This is a genomic window from Vibrio sp. Y20_XG_PY13, from assembly GCF_024181925.1.
Lineage (GTDB): Bacteria > Pseudomonadota > Gammaproteobacteria > Enterobacterales > Vibrionaceae > Vibrio > Vibrio parahaemolyticus.
In genome coordinates, this window is sequence record NZ_JAMZAL010000001.1 from 989,625 (window position 1) to 1,005,187 (window position 15,563).

At 45.1% G+C, this 15,563-nt stretch carries 17 protein-coding genes; 6 read left to right on the top strand and 11 right to left on the bottom strand.

Features of this window, described 5'->3' with window-relative positions:
* Position 1: 1 nt before the first annotated feature.
* Together NL646_RS04335 and NL646_RS04340 are read right to left on the bottom strand one after the other, a co-directional pair.
* Complete coding sequence (locus NL646_RS04335) at positions 2-502, bottom strand: NifB/NifX family molybdenum-iron cluster-binding protein (RefSeq protein ID WP_140155092.1); 501 nt, start codon at positions 500-502, stop codon at positions 2-4.
* On the bottom strand, positions 499-789 hold the full coding sequence (locus tag NL646_RS04340; RefSeq protein WP_005464150.1) for a DUF134 domain-containing protein: 291 nt from the start codon (positions 787-789) through the stop codon (positions 499-501). Before NL646_RS04340 ends, NL646_RS04335 begins: the two co-directional genes overlap by 4 nt.
* Positions 790-1,165: 376 nt before the next feature.
* Between NL646_RS04340 and NL646_RS04345 the strand changes: the two genes are divergently transcribed.
* Positions 1,166-1,690: a copper resistance protein NlpE gene (locus NL646_RS04345; RefSeq protein ID WP_005464155.1), complete on the top strand. Its 525-nt coding sequence runs from the start codon at positions 1,166-1,168 to the stop codon at positions 1,688-1,690.
* Between the two features lie 215 nt (positions 1,691-1,905).
* Positions 1,906-2,682 (top strand): outer membrane protein OmpV, encoded by a 777-nt coding sequence (gene ompV, locus NL646_RS04350; RefSeq protein WP_140067670.1) that lies wholly within the window; start codon positions 1,906-1,908, stop codon positions 2,680-2,682.
* Positions 2,683-2,772: 90 nt separating this feature from the next.
* Here ompV and NL646_RS04355 read toward each other — a convergent pair whose 3' ends face one another.
* From NL646_RS04355 to NL646_RS04365, 3 genes are all read right to left on the bottom strand, one after another.
* Positions 2,773-4,431, bottom strand: a complete 1,659-nt coding sequence (locus tag NL646_RS04355; RefSeq protein ID WP_193231318.1) for an ABC transporter substrate-binding protein — start codon at positions 4,429-4,431, stop codon at positions 2,773-2,775.
* 158 nt (positions 4,432-4,589) lie between these two features.
* Positions 4,590-5,204, bottom strand: coding sequence for an outer membrane beta-barrel protein (locus NL646_RS04360; RefSeq protein WP_005464189.1), 615 nt, complete (start codon positions 5,202-5,204; stop codon positions 4,590-4,592).
* A 182-nt stretch (positions 5,205-5,386) separates the two neighbouring features.
* Positions 5,387-6,271, bottom strand: coding sequence for a LysR family transcriptional regulator (locus NL646_RS04365; RefSeq protein ID WP_253663893.1), 885 nt, complete (start codon positions 6,269-6,271; stop codon positions 5,387-5,389).
* A gap of 91 nt (positions 6,272-6,362) precedes the next feature.
* Here NL646_RS04365 and NL646_RS04370 point away from each other — a divergent pair, with 91 nt between their 5' ends.
* Complete coding sequence (locus tag NL646_RS04370; protein WP_005479806.1) at positions 6,363-7,271, top strand: DMT family transporter; 909 nt, start codon at positions 6,363-6,365, stop codon at positions 7,269-7,271.
* 72 nt (positions 7,272-7,343) lie between these two features.
* Here the strand turns inward: NL646_RS04370 and NL646_RS04375 are convergent, their stop codons facing one another.
* From NL646_RS04375 to pncB, 4 genes are all read right to left on the bottom strand, one after another.
* Positions 7,344-8,123 (bottom strand): methyltransferase domain-containing protein, encoded by a 780-nt coding sequence (locus NL646_RS04375; RefSeq protein ID WP_025572553.1) that lies wholly within the window; start codon positions 8,121-8,123, stop codon positions 7,344-7,346.
* 170 nt (positions 8,124-8,293) lie between these two features.
* Complete coding sequence (locus tag NL646_RS04380; RefSeq protein ID WP_131168392.1) at positions 8,294-8,812, bottom strand: glycine zipper 2TM domain-containing protein; 519 nt, start codon at positions 8,810-8,812, stop codon at positions 8,294-8,296.
* Between the two features lie 252 nt (positions 8,813-9,064).
* Positions 9,065-9,424, bottom strand: coding sequence for a hypothetical protein (locus NL646_RS04385; RefSeq protein ID WP_005479882.1), 360 nt, complete (start codon positions 9,422-9,424; stop codon positions 9,065-9,067).
* Positions 9,425-9,717: 293 nt separating this feature from the next.
* Positions 9,718-11,028 (bottom strand): nicotinate phosphoribosyltransferase, encoded by a 1,311-nt coding sequence (pncB, locus tag NL646_RS04390; protein ID WP_021821357.1) that lies wholly within the window; start codon positions 11,026-11,028, stop codon positions 9,718-9,720.
* Positions 11,029-11,327: 299 nt separating this feature from the next.
* Between pncB and NL646_RS04395 the strand changes: the two genes are divergently transcribed.
* Both NL646_RS04395 and NL646_RS04400 read left to right on the top strand, forming a co-directional pair.
* The gene (locus NL646_RS04395; RefSeq protein ID WP_005463941.1) at positions 11,328-12,053 is read left to right on the top strand and encodes an NUDIX domain-containing protein; all 726 of its coding nucleotides are present in this window, start codon (positions 11,328-11,330) and stop codon (positions 12,051-12,053) included.
* A gap of 32 nt (positions 12,054-12,085) precedes the next feature.
* Positions 12,086-12,739: a nicotinamidase gene (locus tag NL646_RS04400; RefSeq protein WP_025527183.1), complete on the top strand. Its 654-nt coding sequence runs from the start codon at positions 12,086-12,088 to the stop codon at positions 12,737-12,739.
* A 116-nt stretch (positions 12,740-12,855) separates the two neighbouring features.
* Here NL646_RS04400 and NL646_RS04405 read toward each other — a convergent pair whose 3' ends face one another.
* Together NL646_RS04405 and NL646_RS04410 are read right to left on the bottom strand one after the other, a co-directional pair.
* Positions 12,856-13,323, bottom strand: a complete 468-nt coding sequence (locus NL646_RS04405; protein ID WP_005490844.1) for an ankyrin repeat domain-containing protein — start codon at positions 13,321-13,323, stop codon at positions 12,856-12,858.
* Between the two features lie 101 nt (positions 13,324-13,424).
* The gene (locus NL646_RS04410) at positions 13,425-14,939 is read right to left on the bottom strand and encodes a catalase (protein WP_253663894.1); all 1,515 of its coding nucleotides are present in this window, start codon (positions 14,937-14,939) and stop codon (positions 13,425-13,427) included.
* A gap of 256 nt (positions 14,940-15,195) precedes the next feature.
* On the opposite strand from NL646_RS04410, the gene NL646_RS04415 reads away from it, so the two are divergent.
* Complete coding sequence (locus tag NL646_RS04415; protein ID WP_020834926.1) at positions 15,196-15,552, top strand: VOC family protein; 357 nt, start codon at positions 15,196-15,198, stop codon at positions 15,550-15,552.
* The last annotated feature ends 11 nt before the right edge of the window (positions 15,553-15,563 follow it).

The following is a 15,563-nucleotide window of genomic DNA, read 5'->3' on the forward strand; positions in this document are numbered from 1 at the left end:
ACTAACCTGCCTTTTTAATCGACGCCTTTACGCTAAGTATAGCTGGGCTCGATTTTGCGGCGAATAATGCAGCAGCCTGTTTTGGGCGTGCTAGCAACGAAGGTTTGGCTTTTTTACCGCCGCAGCCACATGATCCGCACCCACCTTTTTTCTGATGATTGGTTGATGGACGACCTTGCGATGCGTCTGTCAGTAGCTCTCTCGGAACGGCAAGTACATCTTCCAATGAGCTGCGCGTTGAAAGTCTGAACACTTGTTTGCCACTGTGCAAAAGCTTTTCTAATGCGCGCTCGCCGATGTTGCGCACCAGCACAGCTTCTACATTGTAGTCTTGTAAAGATTGGATAAGCTGGGACTTCGCTTTGCAGCCAGCTTGGGGCATTGCAGCGATGTTTGCTAGGTTTTTAAGCATTCCGTCAGTATCAGAATAAATAGCGATGTAAGGCGCTTTGACAAAATGGTTTGCCACCCGCTCACCATCATTAGGAATAGCATAAATCATAAGTTTGACTCCTCATTCGGAAAAACTAATGCATGACCTTCAACTAAACTTTTTGCGACCTTGAACCGCGCACTTTTTACTGTGTTGCCAAAAGTTTGTCTAGATATGCCCATTTGATCTGCGGCTTGTTGTTGGCTGAGTCCCTCTAAGTCAGCCAAGCGCAGTGCTTCAAGTTCTTCTGGCAATATGGCGACTTGCTCCAACTGATGGAATGGCACGCCATTGGGCTTGAAACAATGGTGCGCTGCACGGCCGCATATTCTTCTTTCTATTTTTGGTCTTGCCATTATCGTCCCTCTCAAACACTGTGCTACGTTACGCCCAAATTATGGCATATGCCAATAACATTTTTGGCATATGCTAATAATCTAAGTTTGCAAAAATCGTATTTAATAAGATTCTGACAGTTTTCACACCACAACGAACCTTCAATTGCCACTTGCTTAAATCCAGCTCAATACTCAGCCCTACAATTCAAGCATTTACATGCGTTTGATGATTCTGACTACTTTGTCTCCAAGTCATGGCGCGACGCTTGGATAGCGCCAAAAACACCGGTTTTATTGACACAGATAGATCATTCTATTGCTTTGTTATGACGTAAACGTCGGAAACAGGGCTAATATTAACGGCATACAAAATCTTGATTTAAAGAGGGATAAAATGAAAAAGACAATGTTGGCGTTAACTGGTGCGGTAATTATTCTTGCAGGCTGTCAAGACGAGAAACCAGTAGAAACAAGTGCAGTTGAAACTCCTCAAGCAGTAGAAATGGAAGTCACTGACACTGAACTGCCTGTCGATGCAGTACCAGTGGAAGAAGAACAAGTGATCACCACAGAAACGTTTGTAGACTCAGAGCACAACGCGAAAAACGCGCTAGATTGGAATGGCGTTTACAAAGGCACACTACCATGTGCTGATTGCGCAGGCATCGACGTGACTCTGACGCTAAATCAAGATGGCAGCTACGTGCTTGAGCAAAACTACCAAGACAAAGAAGATGGCAAGTTTAAATCAGAAGGCCACTTCACTTGGGATGAAAACGGCAGCATCGTAACGCTGACCGACGAAGACGCACCAAACCAATACTTCGTAGGCGAGAACATGCTTATGATGCTAGACATGAACGGTGAGAAAGCAACTGGCGAATTAGCTTCGTTTTACAACCTAACAAAGCAACAATAATCGTCACTCTGACCTGATAGATGTTGAAAACCGAGCCTCCCCAAGCTCGGTTTTTTGTCTTCCCCAACCTTCCCTTCCCCCAACCATACTGTTTTGTCATTACGCAAAAAGCGAAATCACCGAAAGCCATACATTTCCATACGCTTTGCTGATAGAGGCTTACAACACCATTTTGTACACTGTTCAAAATAAAATAAACGGTACAGGAAATACAAATGAACAAGACACTTATCGCACTACTAACTTTGGCAGCAGCTGGCACCGCAACGGCAGGTGACACATACATCCGTAACGGCAACATCTACAACAACCAAGGTGGTTGGGTTGCGGAAGTGGGCGTAGCTCAAGGTAGTGATCTATTTAAAGATCAAAAACACAATACTGCACCAATCCTAAACGGTGGTTACCACGGTGAAGACTTCAACGCAGATTTGGGCGGCATCAACTACCGCTTCTTGGGTGAAACCAACGATCTGATCAACATGAGCGCATACGTGGTAGGCAGCGGCATTCTTCGTGATGGCGATGTAGCAAAGAGCTTGAAAGGCACACAAAAACGTCGTTTAGCGGTTGATTTAGGTCTAAATACCGATTTCACTCTAGATGAGCACAACGTCATCTCGACATACCTACAACACGATATTAGCGGCGCATACAAAGGTTACTTAGCGGGCGCGACGTACTTCCACATCATGAACTTCGGTAGTGTTGATTTTGTTCCTTTTGCTAACCTAACTTATCAAAGTGAAGACTACGTAGATTACTACTTTGGCATCAAAGATCGTGAAGCGACGGCAAACCGCAAAGCATACAAAGGTGATGCAACGGTAAGCTACGGTCTGGGCTACAAGCTGGTTATGCCAATTAATGACAACTGGCAAATTAACCAAACAACTCAATACACTCGCCTAGGCAGTGGTATCAGTGATTCATCTGTTGTAGATAGCGCAAACCAATGGGTTGTTGGCGCAAGCGTGTCTTACAACTTCTAACTCAGATTTTAATTTAAAATCTAAAAAAGCCATCGTACTGATGGCTTTTTTGCTTTCTAGAATATGATGATGCGATTGGCATCAAACGGGCTAACTACTGTGAGCAAGCCAAAGTCGGTGTAAGTCGCTATAGCCTGTATTCTTAACTTGCACGCCCCGAACTTGTTGAGTTTTTGTCACTTCTTCGTAGCCAATGAACAAAGGCAAATAAACATATTGCGCGCGCAGCGCTTCTTCAATACCCAGCAAATGAGAAATCGGTTGTTCATAGGCAATGGCTTCTTGAAGCTGCTCGCGGTGACGCTCCATCTGGTTTTGTTCGAAACTAAAACGTAAGCCAGTGGCCACAGATAGCCATTCGAAGACCCCATATTCAAATGGCGCTTCCATGACCTCTTCAATGAACAATAAATCCGCCAAGTGTGAAACTGACTCGGGAAAACTAATGTCTTCCACTTTGATGACCTCTAACTCTAGCCCCGTGCTACGAATTACCTCATGCAACCATTCAGAATGGCGCATCAGGTTCGGGATAGTCCATATCGGTTCAGCAAGCACGACTTTGCCTTGTAGCGTTGGCGCTGTTTCAGCGCTACAACCAGGTTCAAGAGGCGATAACTGAATGCTGTCGACGGCACTTTGTGGCTCATGGTGCCGCTTTTGCTGATTAATATAGTTGGCAAGCTGGCGCCACTCTTGTTTCGTCAGTTGCGAATCTCGCCTCTCACGATAGGTGAGATAGGAAAGTGCGCTGATTTTTTCAATCTCAACATGGTCTGAAACTTGATTGAAACTCAGCATATTCAAGTTTTGAACATCGCCGTGAGAAAGCGTAATTTGATCCAAAAGCGCGCGTGCAGAAAAATACTCTTTGTGCGCTTGCAGCGTGATGCTCTCTTTGTTCCAACTACTGATTCGAAATGGCCCAGTGCCGATATGATATGAATAACCCGAGCCAAAAGAGGCCGAGTCTCGACACAATATTGAGGCATGTGGCGTGGCTAACATGTATGGAAAGAATTGGTTTGCGCGTTTGAGCACTATCTTCAAGCAGTTCGGAGTTTCGGCTGTAACGGTTTCAATGCATTGCCAAAGCTCATAAACCGGCCCTTTAATTTGCTTGAGTCTTTCTAAACTCCAAACCACGTCGTCTATGCTCAGAAGCTCACCATCATGACGAAAAATGCCCGGCCTTAACCATAACGTCATGACGTTTTCTTCCATTTTCCATTCATGCGCTAAAGCGGGCTCAATGCCACCATTGGAGTTTTGTGTTAGCAGCCCATCATAAACACTTTTGACTACGTGTAATTCGGTATGACGGAAGGTCTCTGCGGGATCGATATTTGAAACCCACGGATAAGAAGAAATAAGAATGGCGTTTTTAGACTCATTCAGCTCGTTCACTTTTTCCGATGCAATCGTAAGCGAACGAACCGCCGTTTGGCCGAACCAATCGATAAGCTTTGTTATCGAATTCATTCTGCCCCTAGCAAGCTCTTCCACCAAAAACTCGGTCATCGCTTGTTGCAAAGTAATGGTGATACTCAAGCGGCTTGGGTTGCTTCGCCCAATCGCCGGTTGCCAATCCACCCAACCGTAAGCCGCCAGCTTTTTCATCACAATGGAAACGTTACGTCTGGACGTGCAAATCACAGATTCGAGTTCGCTAAGCGTCACTAAATGATGCTTATGCGGTTCAAAATGTTTGAGCAGAAAATCTAAATATCTAAGATTTACATCGTTCACAGTGCTTCCTGAGCGTTTTTCTAAAAACCAAAAATAACACAGGAAGCTTAGTGACCAAACTTCCTGTGTCATATCTATATGAATTCAAACTGAGGGCTTAACTGAACAAACAACAGCACACCGCTTGGGTTAAGCCCAAAGAACTTGAATAAAAATGCTTAGAAACGGTAGCTCATACCGACAGAGAACGCGCTGATTTCTGCTTCAACGGTGACTTTTTCACTGCCTAGTTTCGCTACGTCTAACTCAGGTTTCATGTATTCCCATTCAACCTGTAGTGCTAGATTTTTTGTGATCGCGAACTCAGCACCTAAGCCGTAAAGTCCGGTTACTGTCGTTTCTGAAAACGTCGTGTGGCCTTCGTCACCAGTTAGCACAGAATTGCTTACTTTAAATTCCGCGTTGAAGTAAGAAAGACCCGCTTTCGCGAAAAGATTGAAACGGTCACCAATTGGCAGCGTTAATTTAGGTTGGATAGCCAAAAACTTCATGTCACCAACGGTAACGACGGAGCCGTCTAGAGCGTCGTAACCACCGATCGCACCTTCAAGAGAGATGTACTCGTTGAATGTGTAACCACCAAAAACTTTGCCAGACAGACTTTCGTTGTCTTTAACTTCAAGTTTCTCGCTTGCGTTGTAGGTATTTGATTTGATTGAACCACTGATATCATCAAACGTTGCTTTACCGATCGATGCACCAATGTAAGGAGCGGCGTTTGCCATAGAACAAGTTGCTAGAAGGGCTGCTGTTAGCCATGTTTTCTTTAACATTGTATTTCACTGCCTGTTTTATTATTGAGTTTGTGTATCGCCCTTCCTTAAGCATGTCGCGTTATCCATCTCGCTTGGCGTTAAACCGAGCGAGATGTTAGTGAATAAAAACTCAATAAAACACGAAATAATTAGACACAACTTTTCTATTTTCCTTCTTAATTAAGAATATTTAATCTTAATTACAGACACTGCTGCTTTAACCAGTTGGTCAGTTTGACGATCTCGGCCTGCTTTGCTCGGTTCTTCTTGTGCACAAAATAAAAACTGTCGCCGGTTTCTAAACCATGAGATGGGATGTAAACCAAGTCTTGTGCTTTATCTCGCTCGTTCAACATGAAGTCATTGGCAAACGCGATGCCTTGATCGTACCTTGCAGCCTCGACCGCCAAGAGCATGTGGCTAAAATGCTGAACATCGACATCATTTGGTAAAGTGTAACCACCCGCTTTGCACCATTCGGCCCAATCTTTCCCTCGTTCACGATAAATAGAATCTGTCGAGAGAATGGGATATTGCCACAGTGCGTCGGGGATAGATTGGTCTTGGATTTCTTTCCAAATTTTATGGCTACAAACTGGGTACAGCGTTTCAGCATAAAGCTTAACCGCCATATAGTTTCGTTTCGGTTTTTGCACAGTAATAAAGCAGTCGCCCACGCTGTCCGTTTGCTCTGGATCGCCCGCGACCATATTGAGTGTGAGGTCGATTTCAGGATACAAGCGCTTAAAGTCTGCCAAACGTGGGATCAACCACTTCACCGCCAACGAGCTGTAAATCGCTAGCCGAATACTGCCTTTATCCCCTTCTCTCACCTTTTGGCTCGCCATCGCAATTGAACTAATAGCCGGGCTGATGTCTTCTAAATACCGCGCGCCCGTATCCGATAGTGAAAGCTTGCGACCTTGGCGAATAAAAAGCGATTCGCCCAAATAATCTTCAAGTAAACGAATCTGATGGCTCACCGCACTTTGCGTCACATTAAGCTCCTCGGCAGCAAGGGAGAAACTCAGATTTCTCGCAACAACTTCAAAACAGTGAACCGCTCGCAATGGTGGCAATTTCATTATCTAAAAATCTCATACTTAAACTAATAAATATCACTTCACTTCATCCTATGACATCACCTAATCTTTGGCAAAGAATGAGGAGAAAAATGTGAAAGTCACATCTGTCGGGGCAGCAATGCTGCTATTAATTGTCGGGAATCTTATTGCGGTGCTTTCGGACTCTTTGATCAAAAGTGTCGCGAATGAAGTGCCGATGTTTCAGTTTGTCTTTTTTCGACAAATATCAGCGGTTATGTTCCTCCTTCCTGTCTGTTTGTTAGCAAAACAAACCAACTTTATGGAAGGATTTAAATGGCATGCGGTTCGTGCTCACGTGTGGTTGTTGGGCGCGGTATTTATGGTCATGGCGATCTCATCTTTGCCGCTCGCAACTGCGAACGCGATCTTTTATGCCGCGCCATTGATCATGCTCCCTCTCGCTGCGATTTTTTTCGGTGAACAACTATCTAAACAATCGGTCGCGGCGGCGGTAATGGGATTTGCAGGGGTCTTGGTGATTATTCGTCCGGATCAAATTGATTGGGCAGCAATCTCAGCGTTTGTGGTCGCGTTAACGTTAGCCATTAACAATCTGTTGATTCGTAAGTTGCCAAAAAACCAATCAGTGATGCAAACCTTGCTGATGACCAACTTGGCCGGTATTCCGGTTGCGTTGCTGTTGGTGCTCATAGAAGATCAGCCTTGGCAATGGGGTGCGTTCCCTGTTGCGGCAGGGTCAAGTTTGTTCATTATGATCTATGCGGCAACTTGTGTGCTGGCGTACCGTTCTATCGATAGCAACAAAATCGCGAGTGCAGAATACAGCGGTTTGATTGGTGCGGTTGTCGTTGGCTTTATCTGGTTTGGTGAAATACCAGATATTTTCATGGCCATCGGTACGGTGATGATCGTGGTGCCACTGATCTGGCTATCGAAACGCGAGCGTCGCAAGCAGAAAGAACATGCTCAGCTTCAGGCTCAAAAGGAGCACGAGCAGCAACAAGCACACGTTGCTTAATAAAGCCTACAAAACAAAAACCGAGCTTTCTGTGCTCGGTTTTTTTGTTGGTATCGAGAATCGAATAAGCCGCTAGGTTGTTCTTACGTAGGCAACCACGTGAGATAAAAACTGCATGGCATAACGTTCATTGAATCGCATTCTATATTCGTGCTCGGCTTCAGAAACAAAACGCCAGTCTTCACCAAAATACGCTTTGATGTCATCGACTGCTTCTGCCCGATCCTTAATATGCTTAGCATTCCATTGATATGTGCAGGAAACAACAAGTACGCCACCGATTTGCGTCGCTTGTTTCAACGCGTTAATAACTCTTAATGGCGATTCACACTGATCCAGCACGTTTAAACACACCACCAAGTCGTAAAACTTAGAGACGGTGTCTTTCTCTAACGGTTGATTAATCAACTCTAAATCGACGTGTGCGCAATTTTGCACTAACTCTCGATTATCTACCTCAACAGTTTTGAACGTGTTGAGCCCATGAATATAAGTCAGCTCGACCTGTTGTTCTTCCACCAACAACTGTTTCAATCCATTCAACAACATACCTGACGGCTCAACAAGCGTTGCTTGTTTTAGGCTATCTAATCGCTGAACTAACTCATAATAGTTTCTACCTAACGCAGCGCCAACCTCAAGCAAAGCATGAGGCGGTTTTCCATTCTTCGATACCGCTTGAGTAATAAAATCAGCCACTTGCGAACAATGGGATGATTTAGCAAAAGAAAGTGGAACAAGTTTCGACTCACTGGTGATCGCATCAATCTGCTTATCTTCCACAAATTTATCGAACCATTGTGCCTCAAAATAACCCGCCAAACCTCGACTGTTTAGGTAAAAATCTTCCATGCTGATTCCGTGTGTATTTTCAAAGGTTCTATTGTATCGAGCAGAGAAATTTAAGCGGGTTCTAGCTACACATTCTTGCGAGCAAAAAAATGAAAATACGATGAATGCAAAAAAGCCCTTTCGTCTATCAGACCAAAGGGCTTGTCTTTATCACTCAATTCAAGCGTAGATTATTGTGGCAGAACCACTTTGCCATCTTGGATTGGGAAAGTTTTCGTCGCAGGTTTGCTTGCCATACGAACTGTGGTTGGTGCACCAGCCACTTCATACGTTACGTCGTAACCTACCACCTTCTCAGAAGTCGTGTATTCGGTGTGACACTGCTTCTTCGTGGTCGTAATTACATCGCCCTTCTGCACATTTTCTTGAATCTTACGACCCGTCAATGCGCCTGCGATCGTGCCTGCTGCGGTTGCGATGACTTTACCAGAGCCACCACCAATTTGGTTGCCTAGTGCTGCACCAGCTGCCGCGCCGCCTACCGTACCGATGATTTTGTTGTCATCTGTTGGCTCAACTTGCTGAGTCACTACCACGTCTTTACATACTTGGTGAGGATTTTTCACAGTTTCAGTGACCGCTTCCACCAAAGTAATGTTTGCTTGAGTTGGCGCTGGTGGCGTTTTGTCTTTACAGCCAGCTAGTACAGCAACAACTGCCGTTGCAATTGCGATAGATTTAATATTCATGATTTACATCCCAGTATGGTTTGCTTTGATGAACGGTATAGTAAATCGCGAAGAGAAATTCACATCAGGCGAAAACAAAGCCTCTGTCATTACGGAGTAAAAAAACGGCGTTTTATAAAGAGAGCGTCAGAACAATCTCAGCGAGAGGTTAATTGAGGCCAATTCACATCACTGAGGTTTATTGTTTTGCGCTATTCACTGTGGGAGGTGATGATTTGCACTCAGGCAAAACCATCATTAAAGACATTTGAGTTACGCCAAACTCAAAAACAGCTCGTCGTCAGTGAGGTACTTGTGACGATGGCTCAAATTGCGAACATGCATGAACATAAAATCCGGAAAACCAGGGGCGATGATGTTGTTTGGTTCCCAGCACACGCCGCCGACAAATACGTAGCGGCCTTGCTTCTCTTCATCATGCAGTTGATTGTTAACAACTGAAGATAACTCGGCGCGGCACCCTTCTACCACACAGACGATTTGGCCTTTAAACAAGCCAATGACACGTCGCACGAGATTCGCTTTAATACCGCATTTCCAGGCTTGGCGTGTTGCCATCTCATAGCCGTGTTTTCTTATCGCTTTCTTTTGCAAATGTACAACTAAATTCATTTTTGACTCCTGATTCAAGCTATTACGTGAAGCCCAAAGTCATGAAAAAGCAGATAAACGCATAGATAAACTATGTCATCAGGCTAAGTGAGTGCTCTGCGAAAGAACACTTTCCACAATGCCGCAACGTTGGGAGTATCTATCAATCATAGTCTCTAGCGACGCAAAAAACGCAGGGGAGCAAAGATTGATATAAGACTAACTATAACGAAATCACCCTCTTCGTTTACCGATATAAATTTATCGAAACGATAGAGGGTGATTATCAAGAAAGGAGCTAAAAAGCGTGGTGTTTACGCATCAATAAGGTAGTTCTGCCCTTCGCTTTCGAGGCGATCAATGAGCTTACGACATTCATTTAAATCAAGCGGTTGTTCAAAGCGACGTTTAAGATTCATCAAAAAGAAAATGTCTTCACACATCGCCTTTTCTGGCTCGTCACTGATCTTGGCGACTGGAGAGCCATTACAGGTCACCATTTTAATCACGATGGAAAGCGGCTGATATGCCTCGCCTTGATCGTTAACGTAATTACCCATGTCATTTGCCAGCGACGTACCGATACCGAAGCTCACTTGCACACGGCCTTGGAAATGCTCACAAATGTCTAGCGCTTGCTCGAAGTTCAAACCATCCGTAAAGACTAGGGTCTTCGTCATCGGGTCGATGCCAAGCGACTCATAGTGCGCAATCATCTTTTCGCCCCAAGTGAATGGGCAACCGCTGTCGTGACGAACGCCAACGTACGCATTACTCAACTCTTCATCGAAGTCTTTGAGAAATGCGTCGATGCCGATGGTATCCGTCAGTGCGATACCCAGTGCGCCATTGAACATTTTTTGCCAACGTTGCAGGGCAATTTTCTGCGAATCACGCACGTTTACTAACGCTTGATGGCCCATAAACCACTCGTGAGCAACCGTGCCAATTGGGGTAAGATCTAACTCTCTCGCCAAATGGTAGTTACTGGTTCCCGTCAAGCATTGTGGCAATTCCTTGCTTAAGTACTCCAACATGGTGCGCTGCGCTTGAAAAGAGAAACGGCGACGCGTCGACATATCTGCGAATTTGAAGTTAGTAATGTTGCGACGTTCTAGTTCGGCTTTCAAATAGCGAACTTTGTCTTCCAATACGGTTTGGAACTGCTCGAACGGGATATCTGACCAACGTTGACGGCTGCGAACTTCCGACACAATGCTCATGATGATGGTTTCGTACAGAATGGTTTCCTTCCACAAACCATTGATTGTAATGCGTAACTGGCTTGAGCCATCCGACATGGTTTTGTTATGGAAAGAGACATCGCTTTGCGGGTTAAAACGGAAGTGACGTAACGCTTCGACAAACTCGGGCTTTAGGTACGGCGCAACGCGCTTCATGTACGCAATTTCATCTTCAGTAAAGCGAACATCTTGAAGTTTAAGAACTTCTGCCTTTACCTCTGGCAGCAATTCAGACAGATCTTCTTCGCTACGCACGATGAATTTGTACGACACCATCGCATCAGGATAAAGCGCGGCAACAGCACTCATCATGTTTACTTTGTACACATCAAAGTCCAATGCACTTTGAATGATGCGAGAAGAAAATAGTGTGGTCGTCATTCGGAGCCCTTCTACATGCCCTTCCGTGGGTATATAACTTTTTGTTACTAACTAATTTGCGTAAACAATAAACACCCATCTTTAGTTTGTCAACTTTTGTTACTAACCACTCTTTTTTATATGGTTTTTCCGTTTAAAAATTCAGCATTGATTGTGAATAAGTCAGATTTATACGCATTGTTATGCTCAATCGATTTCGTTAACAGCGTCGACAATGTTTCTAACAACTCGTTACTTACCCATTGATCGACCACTTGTTATACGCTAGATTACTTACAAATCAATATTAGGACCCAACCATGATCGTAACTGTCGACATTATTCCATTCAGACTATCTGGCTGTGCCGATAAAGGATTGGAAGTGTTGCTGATTAAACGTTCAAATCCGAATCGGCCTTACCATGGTGTCTGGGCATTACCGGGCGGGTTTGTCTTTGATAAAGACTTGACCAGCGAAGGCGGACGTCCGGCAGATGAAAACTTTGAAGCGGCGCGCCGACGCATTTGCCGCGAGAAGATTCATACCTATCCTCGTCACTTCAGCGAAGCGTTTATCGACGGTGATCCTAAGCGCGATCCGGAAGATTGGAGCTTAAACATCACCCACTACGCATTGGTTGACCGCAATAACGTCGAGCAAATCAACAATGCTGGCGTGCCCGAGTGTCAGCTCAAATGGTTCCCATTGCAGGCGATCCTCAATGGGGAAGAAACCCTAGCGTTTGACCACCAAAAAACCATCGAAAAAGCATGGCAGAAACTGCGTGCTTCGATTGAGTACACATCAGTGCTGCTGTTCGCACTCGATAAAGAATTTTTGGTCGCAGACATCATTTCTGCATATCAAGAATTTGGCATCGACATCAGCCGCATGACCATAAAACGCCGTTTGATCGACTCAGGTGTGTTGAAGCCGACCAACAAAGTCGCGTCCACCAACAAAGGCAAAGGCGGTAAGCCAGCCATGGTGTACACGCTGACAAGCGATGAAGTGACCTTTTTTCAAAACTGTTTGCGTGGCTAAACGCAAACAATCAGACAGACAAGGAGTCTGCCATGACTGTTCGAGTTAACTATCAAACTACAGCCGTGATCGACGTTGATCCAGAGAAAGGCTTTAGTGAGCTTTGTCCAGATGAATTACCTGTAGCAGGCGCATTGGACATCGTGCCGGAGCTACTAAAAAACCATGCGAAAGGTCGCTTGAAGCTAGTAAGCCGTGACTTGCACCCACCGAAAGCCGCTTGGGATGCAGAAACGCCCGCGAACATGCTAGAGCCTGTTGGCTTGCCAAATGTCGACGTAAAATGGAATCGCCACTGTGTGCTTGGCACAACAGGCGTAGAGCTTCTGGATGGGTTACCTCCAGTGCTTGACTACGATTTCCAAGTTAATAAAGGGATGGATCCGGACGCACACCCTTACGGCATCTTCTTCCATGACGTGGCTGACACCAAAACTACGGGTGCAAATGAGTTTCTGAAATGCAATAAAATAGATACCGTCGTAGTTGGTGGATTAGCGCTCGATTTCTGCGTCAAGAAATCCGTTATGCAAGCGTTAGATCTCGGCTTTAAGGTGATTGTGAATCTGGCTGCAACTCGCGCCGTTCTGCCAGATACGGTCGACAGCGTGATCGCAGAGATGAAAGAAAAAGGCGCACTGTTTGTTGCAAATGCCGATGAAATTATTGTTGAGCGCTTCGCGTAATTAACCGGTTTCCTTGTATAAAAACGGCCCAGATTTCTGGGCCGTTTTTATTTGCTTATTTTGGGATCGCGTCTTACTCATCATTTGCTTGCTTGGTTTTTTGATCTGTTTTTGCTCTATTTATTCTGAAGAGATTTCAACACTTCCGACTGGCCATAAATCTCTGCAAACGTCTTCAAGTCGAGTCCGGCTTTGTTGCGCAAATCAGGCGAACATTCCGCTTGATACAAGTCTTTCGCTATACTAATTTCGCGCTTAATCAGCGCCCCCATCAGGGCCGTGTTACCACGCTTGTCTTGTAAACAGGCATTCGCTCCAGAGTCGAGCAGTAACCGTACCGTGTCTTTATTACCCTGATATGCCGCCACCATTAGCGCGGTGTAACTTTCGTTGTTGCGCTGATCAATCGGGAAACCTTGCGATACAAAGGTTTCAACCACTTCATTGTTACCAATGCGCGCAGCATCAAAAAAGAGCTCTACTAGGGATTGATATTGAGTTTCGAGTTTGTCTTGAGAGGCAAACAAGCTAAAAGATAAACCCAAAGAAAATAGTACAGAGCTGAGCAAGAATACGTTTTTCATTCACCCATCCTCATTAAAAATGACAGAAAATGGCCTACGGGAGCCCTGATTTTCGGGCAGAAAAGAGCAGATACTTCTCCCGCAGGCCAAAACTTTACGCCTTACATCATCGCTTTGTTTTTCACTTGCGAGAGATTGGTATCGGTCGCTTCAGCAAGACGCGAACCGTATTCTTTGTCTGCACGATAGAAATAGCTCACCATCGTCGCTTTGATGTCTTTATCCATTACCTTATTCAGGTCGCCCGCTAGGTTAGCAATCAGATCGCTTCTGTCTTGTTCATTCATGCTGCGGTACAACACGCCAGCTTGATAGAAATCTCGTGGTTTACTGATCGCTTTTTGCTGAACCGTACCTACGAGCTTGGTTTCTACCGCTTTAAACTGATTGTCTTCAGCCAAGTTAAGCTTGCGGCTTGGTTCATAATTTACGTCCCCATTGCTCAGCTGCGCGTTATTGCTCAAACCATTTTGATTATGATTACTAACAGACGTTAACGGACGGTTCACTGGCAGCTGGAACAAGTTCGCGCCTAAGCGGTAAAGCTGAGTGTCAGCGTACGCAAACAAACGGCCTTGCAACAAGCGGTCTTCTGATGGCTCAATACCTGGGATCAGGTTTGAAGGTGCGAATGCCGACTGTTCGGTGTCTAAAAAGAAGTTTTCCGGCAGACGATTAAGCGTCATGGTGCCCACTTTGCGATCCGGTACATTCAACCACACTTTGGTTGCATCAAGGCCGTTGTAATCCAACTTGCTTAACGCTTCTGGCGACAACACCTTCACGTACAGATCCCACTTAGGGTAGTTTCCGCGACCAATTTCGGCGTACAAATCAGTCGTAAGGTGATTGAAGTCTTTACCCTGTATTTCCGTCACTTCATTAGGCCGAAGGCTCTTAATGCCTTGTTGGCTCTTCCATTGGAACTTCACATAGTTCACATCACCTTGTTGGTTGATCCACTTGTAAGCGTGAACGCCAAAGCCATCCATTGTGCGATAGCTCGCTGGCGTACCAAGATTGCTGTACACCCAAGTCAGCATGTGAGTCGCACTTGGTTCATGGCTAAAAAAGTCAAAGAATCGGTTTGGATCCTGAACGTTGTTCACTGGTGACGGTTTCAGAGAGTGCACCATATCCGGAAACTTGATCGAATCACGGATGAAGAACACAGGCAGGTTATTCCCTACCAGATCCCAGTTACCCTGTTCAGTATAAAATTTGGTTGCAAAACCTCGTGGATCACGCAGCGTCTCTGGCGATCCTTTTGAGTGAATAACGGTCGAAAAACGAACGAAAACAGGAGTCACCTTTCCCTTTTCAGTGAAAGGAGCGGATACCGTTAAATCACTAAAATCGCCAGACGCAACAAATTCACCGTGCGCCCCCGTGCCACGAGCGTGTACAACTCGCTCAGGAATACGTTCTCTAGCAAAACGTTGCAATTTTTGTATCAGGTGAACGTCTTGCAGCAATACGCTGCCGTTTTCACCTGCTGTGATTGAATTTTGGTTGTCACCGACTGGTGCGCCGTTATCTCTTGTCAGGGTTTGCGCCTGTAGAGATGTGCTGGCTAAGCCAACTGTAATTAATAAAAAGCTTTTTGACATCTGCATGGTTGCTCTCCAATGCGTGCTAACCATTTAGTCCACGAGTGGTAAATGGATATTCAAAAGCTCTTTTCTGCCCACGAAGAATATATCTTCAAAGATTCCATTTGTTTAATGGGAATTGGCGATAGATTTGATAGGGATAAACGATGAAAGTTTTCGTTTTTCATCTATTTAGATTAAAAAACAAACCAAAAGCATGAGAATCTCGTGGCGAGAGTGATTACACTGAATAAACATCACCAAGCAGAAAGGATATCGCATGCATCAACATGAAAAATTGAACTACGTTGAATTTGGTACGCCCAATATCGGTGCCACTAAGGCGTTTTTTGAGCACGTTTTTGGTTGGCAATTTGTCGACTACGGCCCTGACTACGCGGCCTTTTCTGGCCAAGGTTTGGATGGCGGATTTTATTCGGCAGAACAAGTCAGTCAAACCTCAAACGGCGCGGCACTATTGGTGTTCTATAGCTCTGATATTCATGCCACGTTAGAAAAAGTAGCGAAGTTTGGCGGGCAAATCATCCGCCCTATTTTCGAGTTTCCGGGCGGGTGTCGTTTCCACTTCACGGAGCCAAGCGGAAACGAGTTTGCAGTGTGGTCAGAGAGTCTCTGAGTCATCGGTAT

Bases quoted from the DNA above. Each gene is read 5' to 3' on its own strand.
- NL646_RS04385 (WP_005479882.1), bottom strand. From the start codon at position 9,424: ATGAATTTAGTTGTACATTTGCAAAAGAAAGCGATAAGAAAACACGGC.
- NL646_RS04345 (WP_005464155.1), top strand. From the start codon at position 1,166: ATGAAAAAGACAATGTTGGCGTTAACTGGTGCGGTAATTATTCTTGCA.
- NL646_RS04380 (WP_131168392.1), bottom strand. From the start codon at position 8,812: ATGAATATTAAATCTATCGCAATTGCAACGGCAGTTGTTGCTGTACTA.
- NL646_RS04410 (WP_253663894.1), bottom strand. From the start codon at position 14,939: ATGCAGATGTCAAAAAGCTTTTTATTAATTACAGTTGGCTTAGCCAGC.
- NL646_RS04340 (WP_005464150.1), bottom strand. From the start codon at position 789: ATGGCAAGACCAAAAATAGAAAGAAGAATATGCGGCCGTGCAGCGCAC.
- NL646_RS04415 (WP_020834926.1), top strand. From the start codon at position 15,196: ATGCATCAACATGAAAAATTGAACTACGTTGAATTTGGTACGCCCAAT.
- ompV (WP_140067670.1), top strand. From the start codon at position 1,906: ATGAACAAGACACTTATCGCACTACTAACTTTGGCAGCAGCTGGCACC.
- NL646_RS04365 (WP_253663893.1), bottom strand. From the start codon at position 6,271: ATGAAATTGCCACCATTGCGAGCGGTTCACTGTTTTGAAGTTGTTGCG.
- NL646_RS04335 (WP_140155092.1), bottom strand. From the start codon at position 502: ATGATTTATGCTATTCCTAATGATGGTGAGCGGGTGGCAAACCATTTT.
- NL646_RS04360 (WP_005464189.1), bottom strand. From the start codon at position 5,204: ATGTTAAAGAAAACATGGCTAACAGCAGCCCTTCTAGCAACTTGTTCT.
- pncB (WP_021821357.1), bottom strand. From the start codon at position 11,028: ATGACGACCACACTATTTTCTTCTCGCATCATTCAAAGTGCATTGGAC.
- NL646_RS04375 (WP_025572553.1), bottom strand. From the start codon at position 8,123: ATGGAAGATTTTTACCTAAACAGTCGAGGTTTGGCGGGTTATTTTGAG.
- NL646_RS04400 (WP_025527183.1), top strand. From the start codon at position 12,086: ATGACTGTTCGAGTTAACTATCAAACTACAGCCGTGATCGACGTTGAT.
- NL646_RS04405 (WP_005490844.1), bottom strand. From the start codon at position 13,323: ATGAAAAACGTATTCTTGCTCAGCTCTGTACTATTTTCTTTGGGTTTA.
- NL646_RS04395 (WP_005463941.1), top strand. From the start codon at position 11,328: ATGATCGTAACTGTCGACATTATTCCATTCAGACTATCTGGCTGTGCC.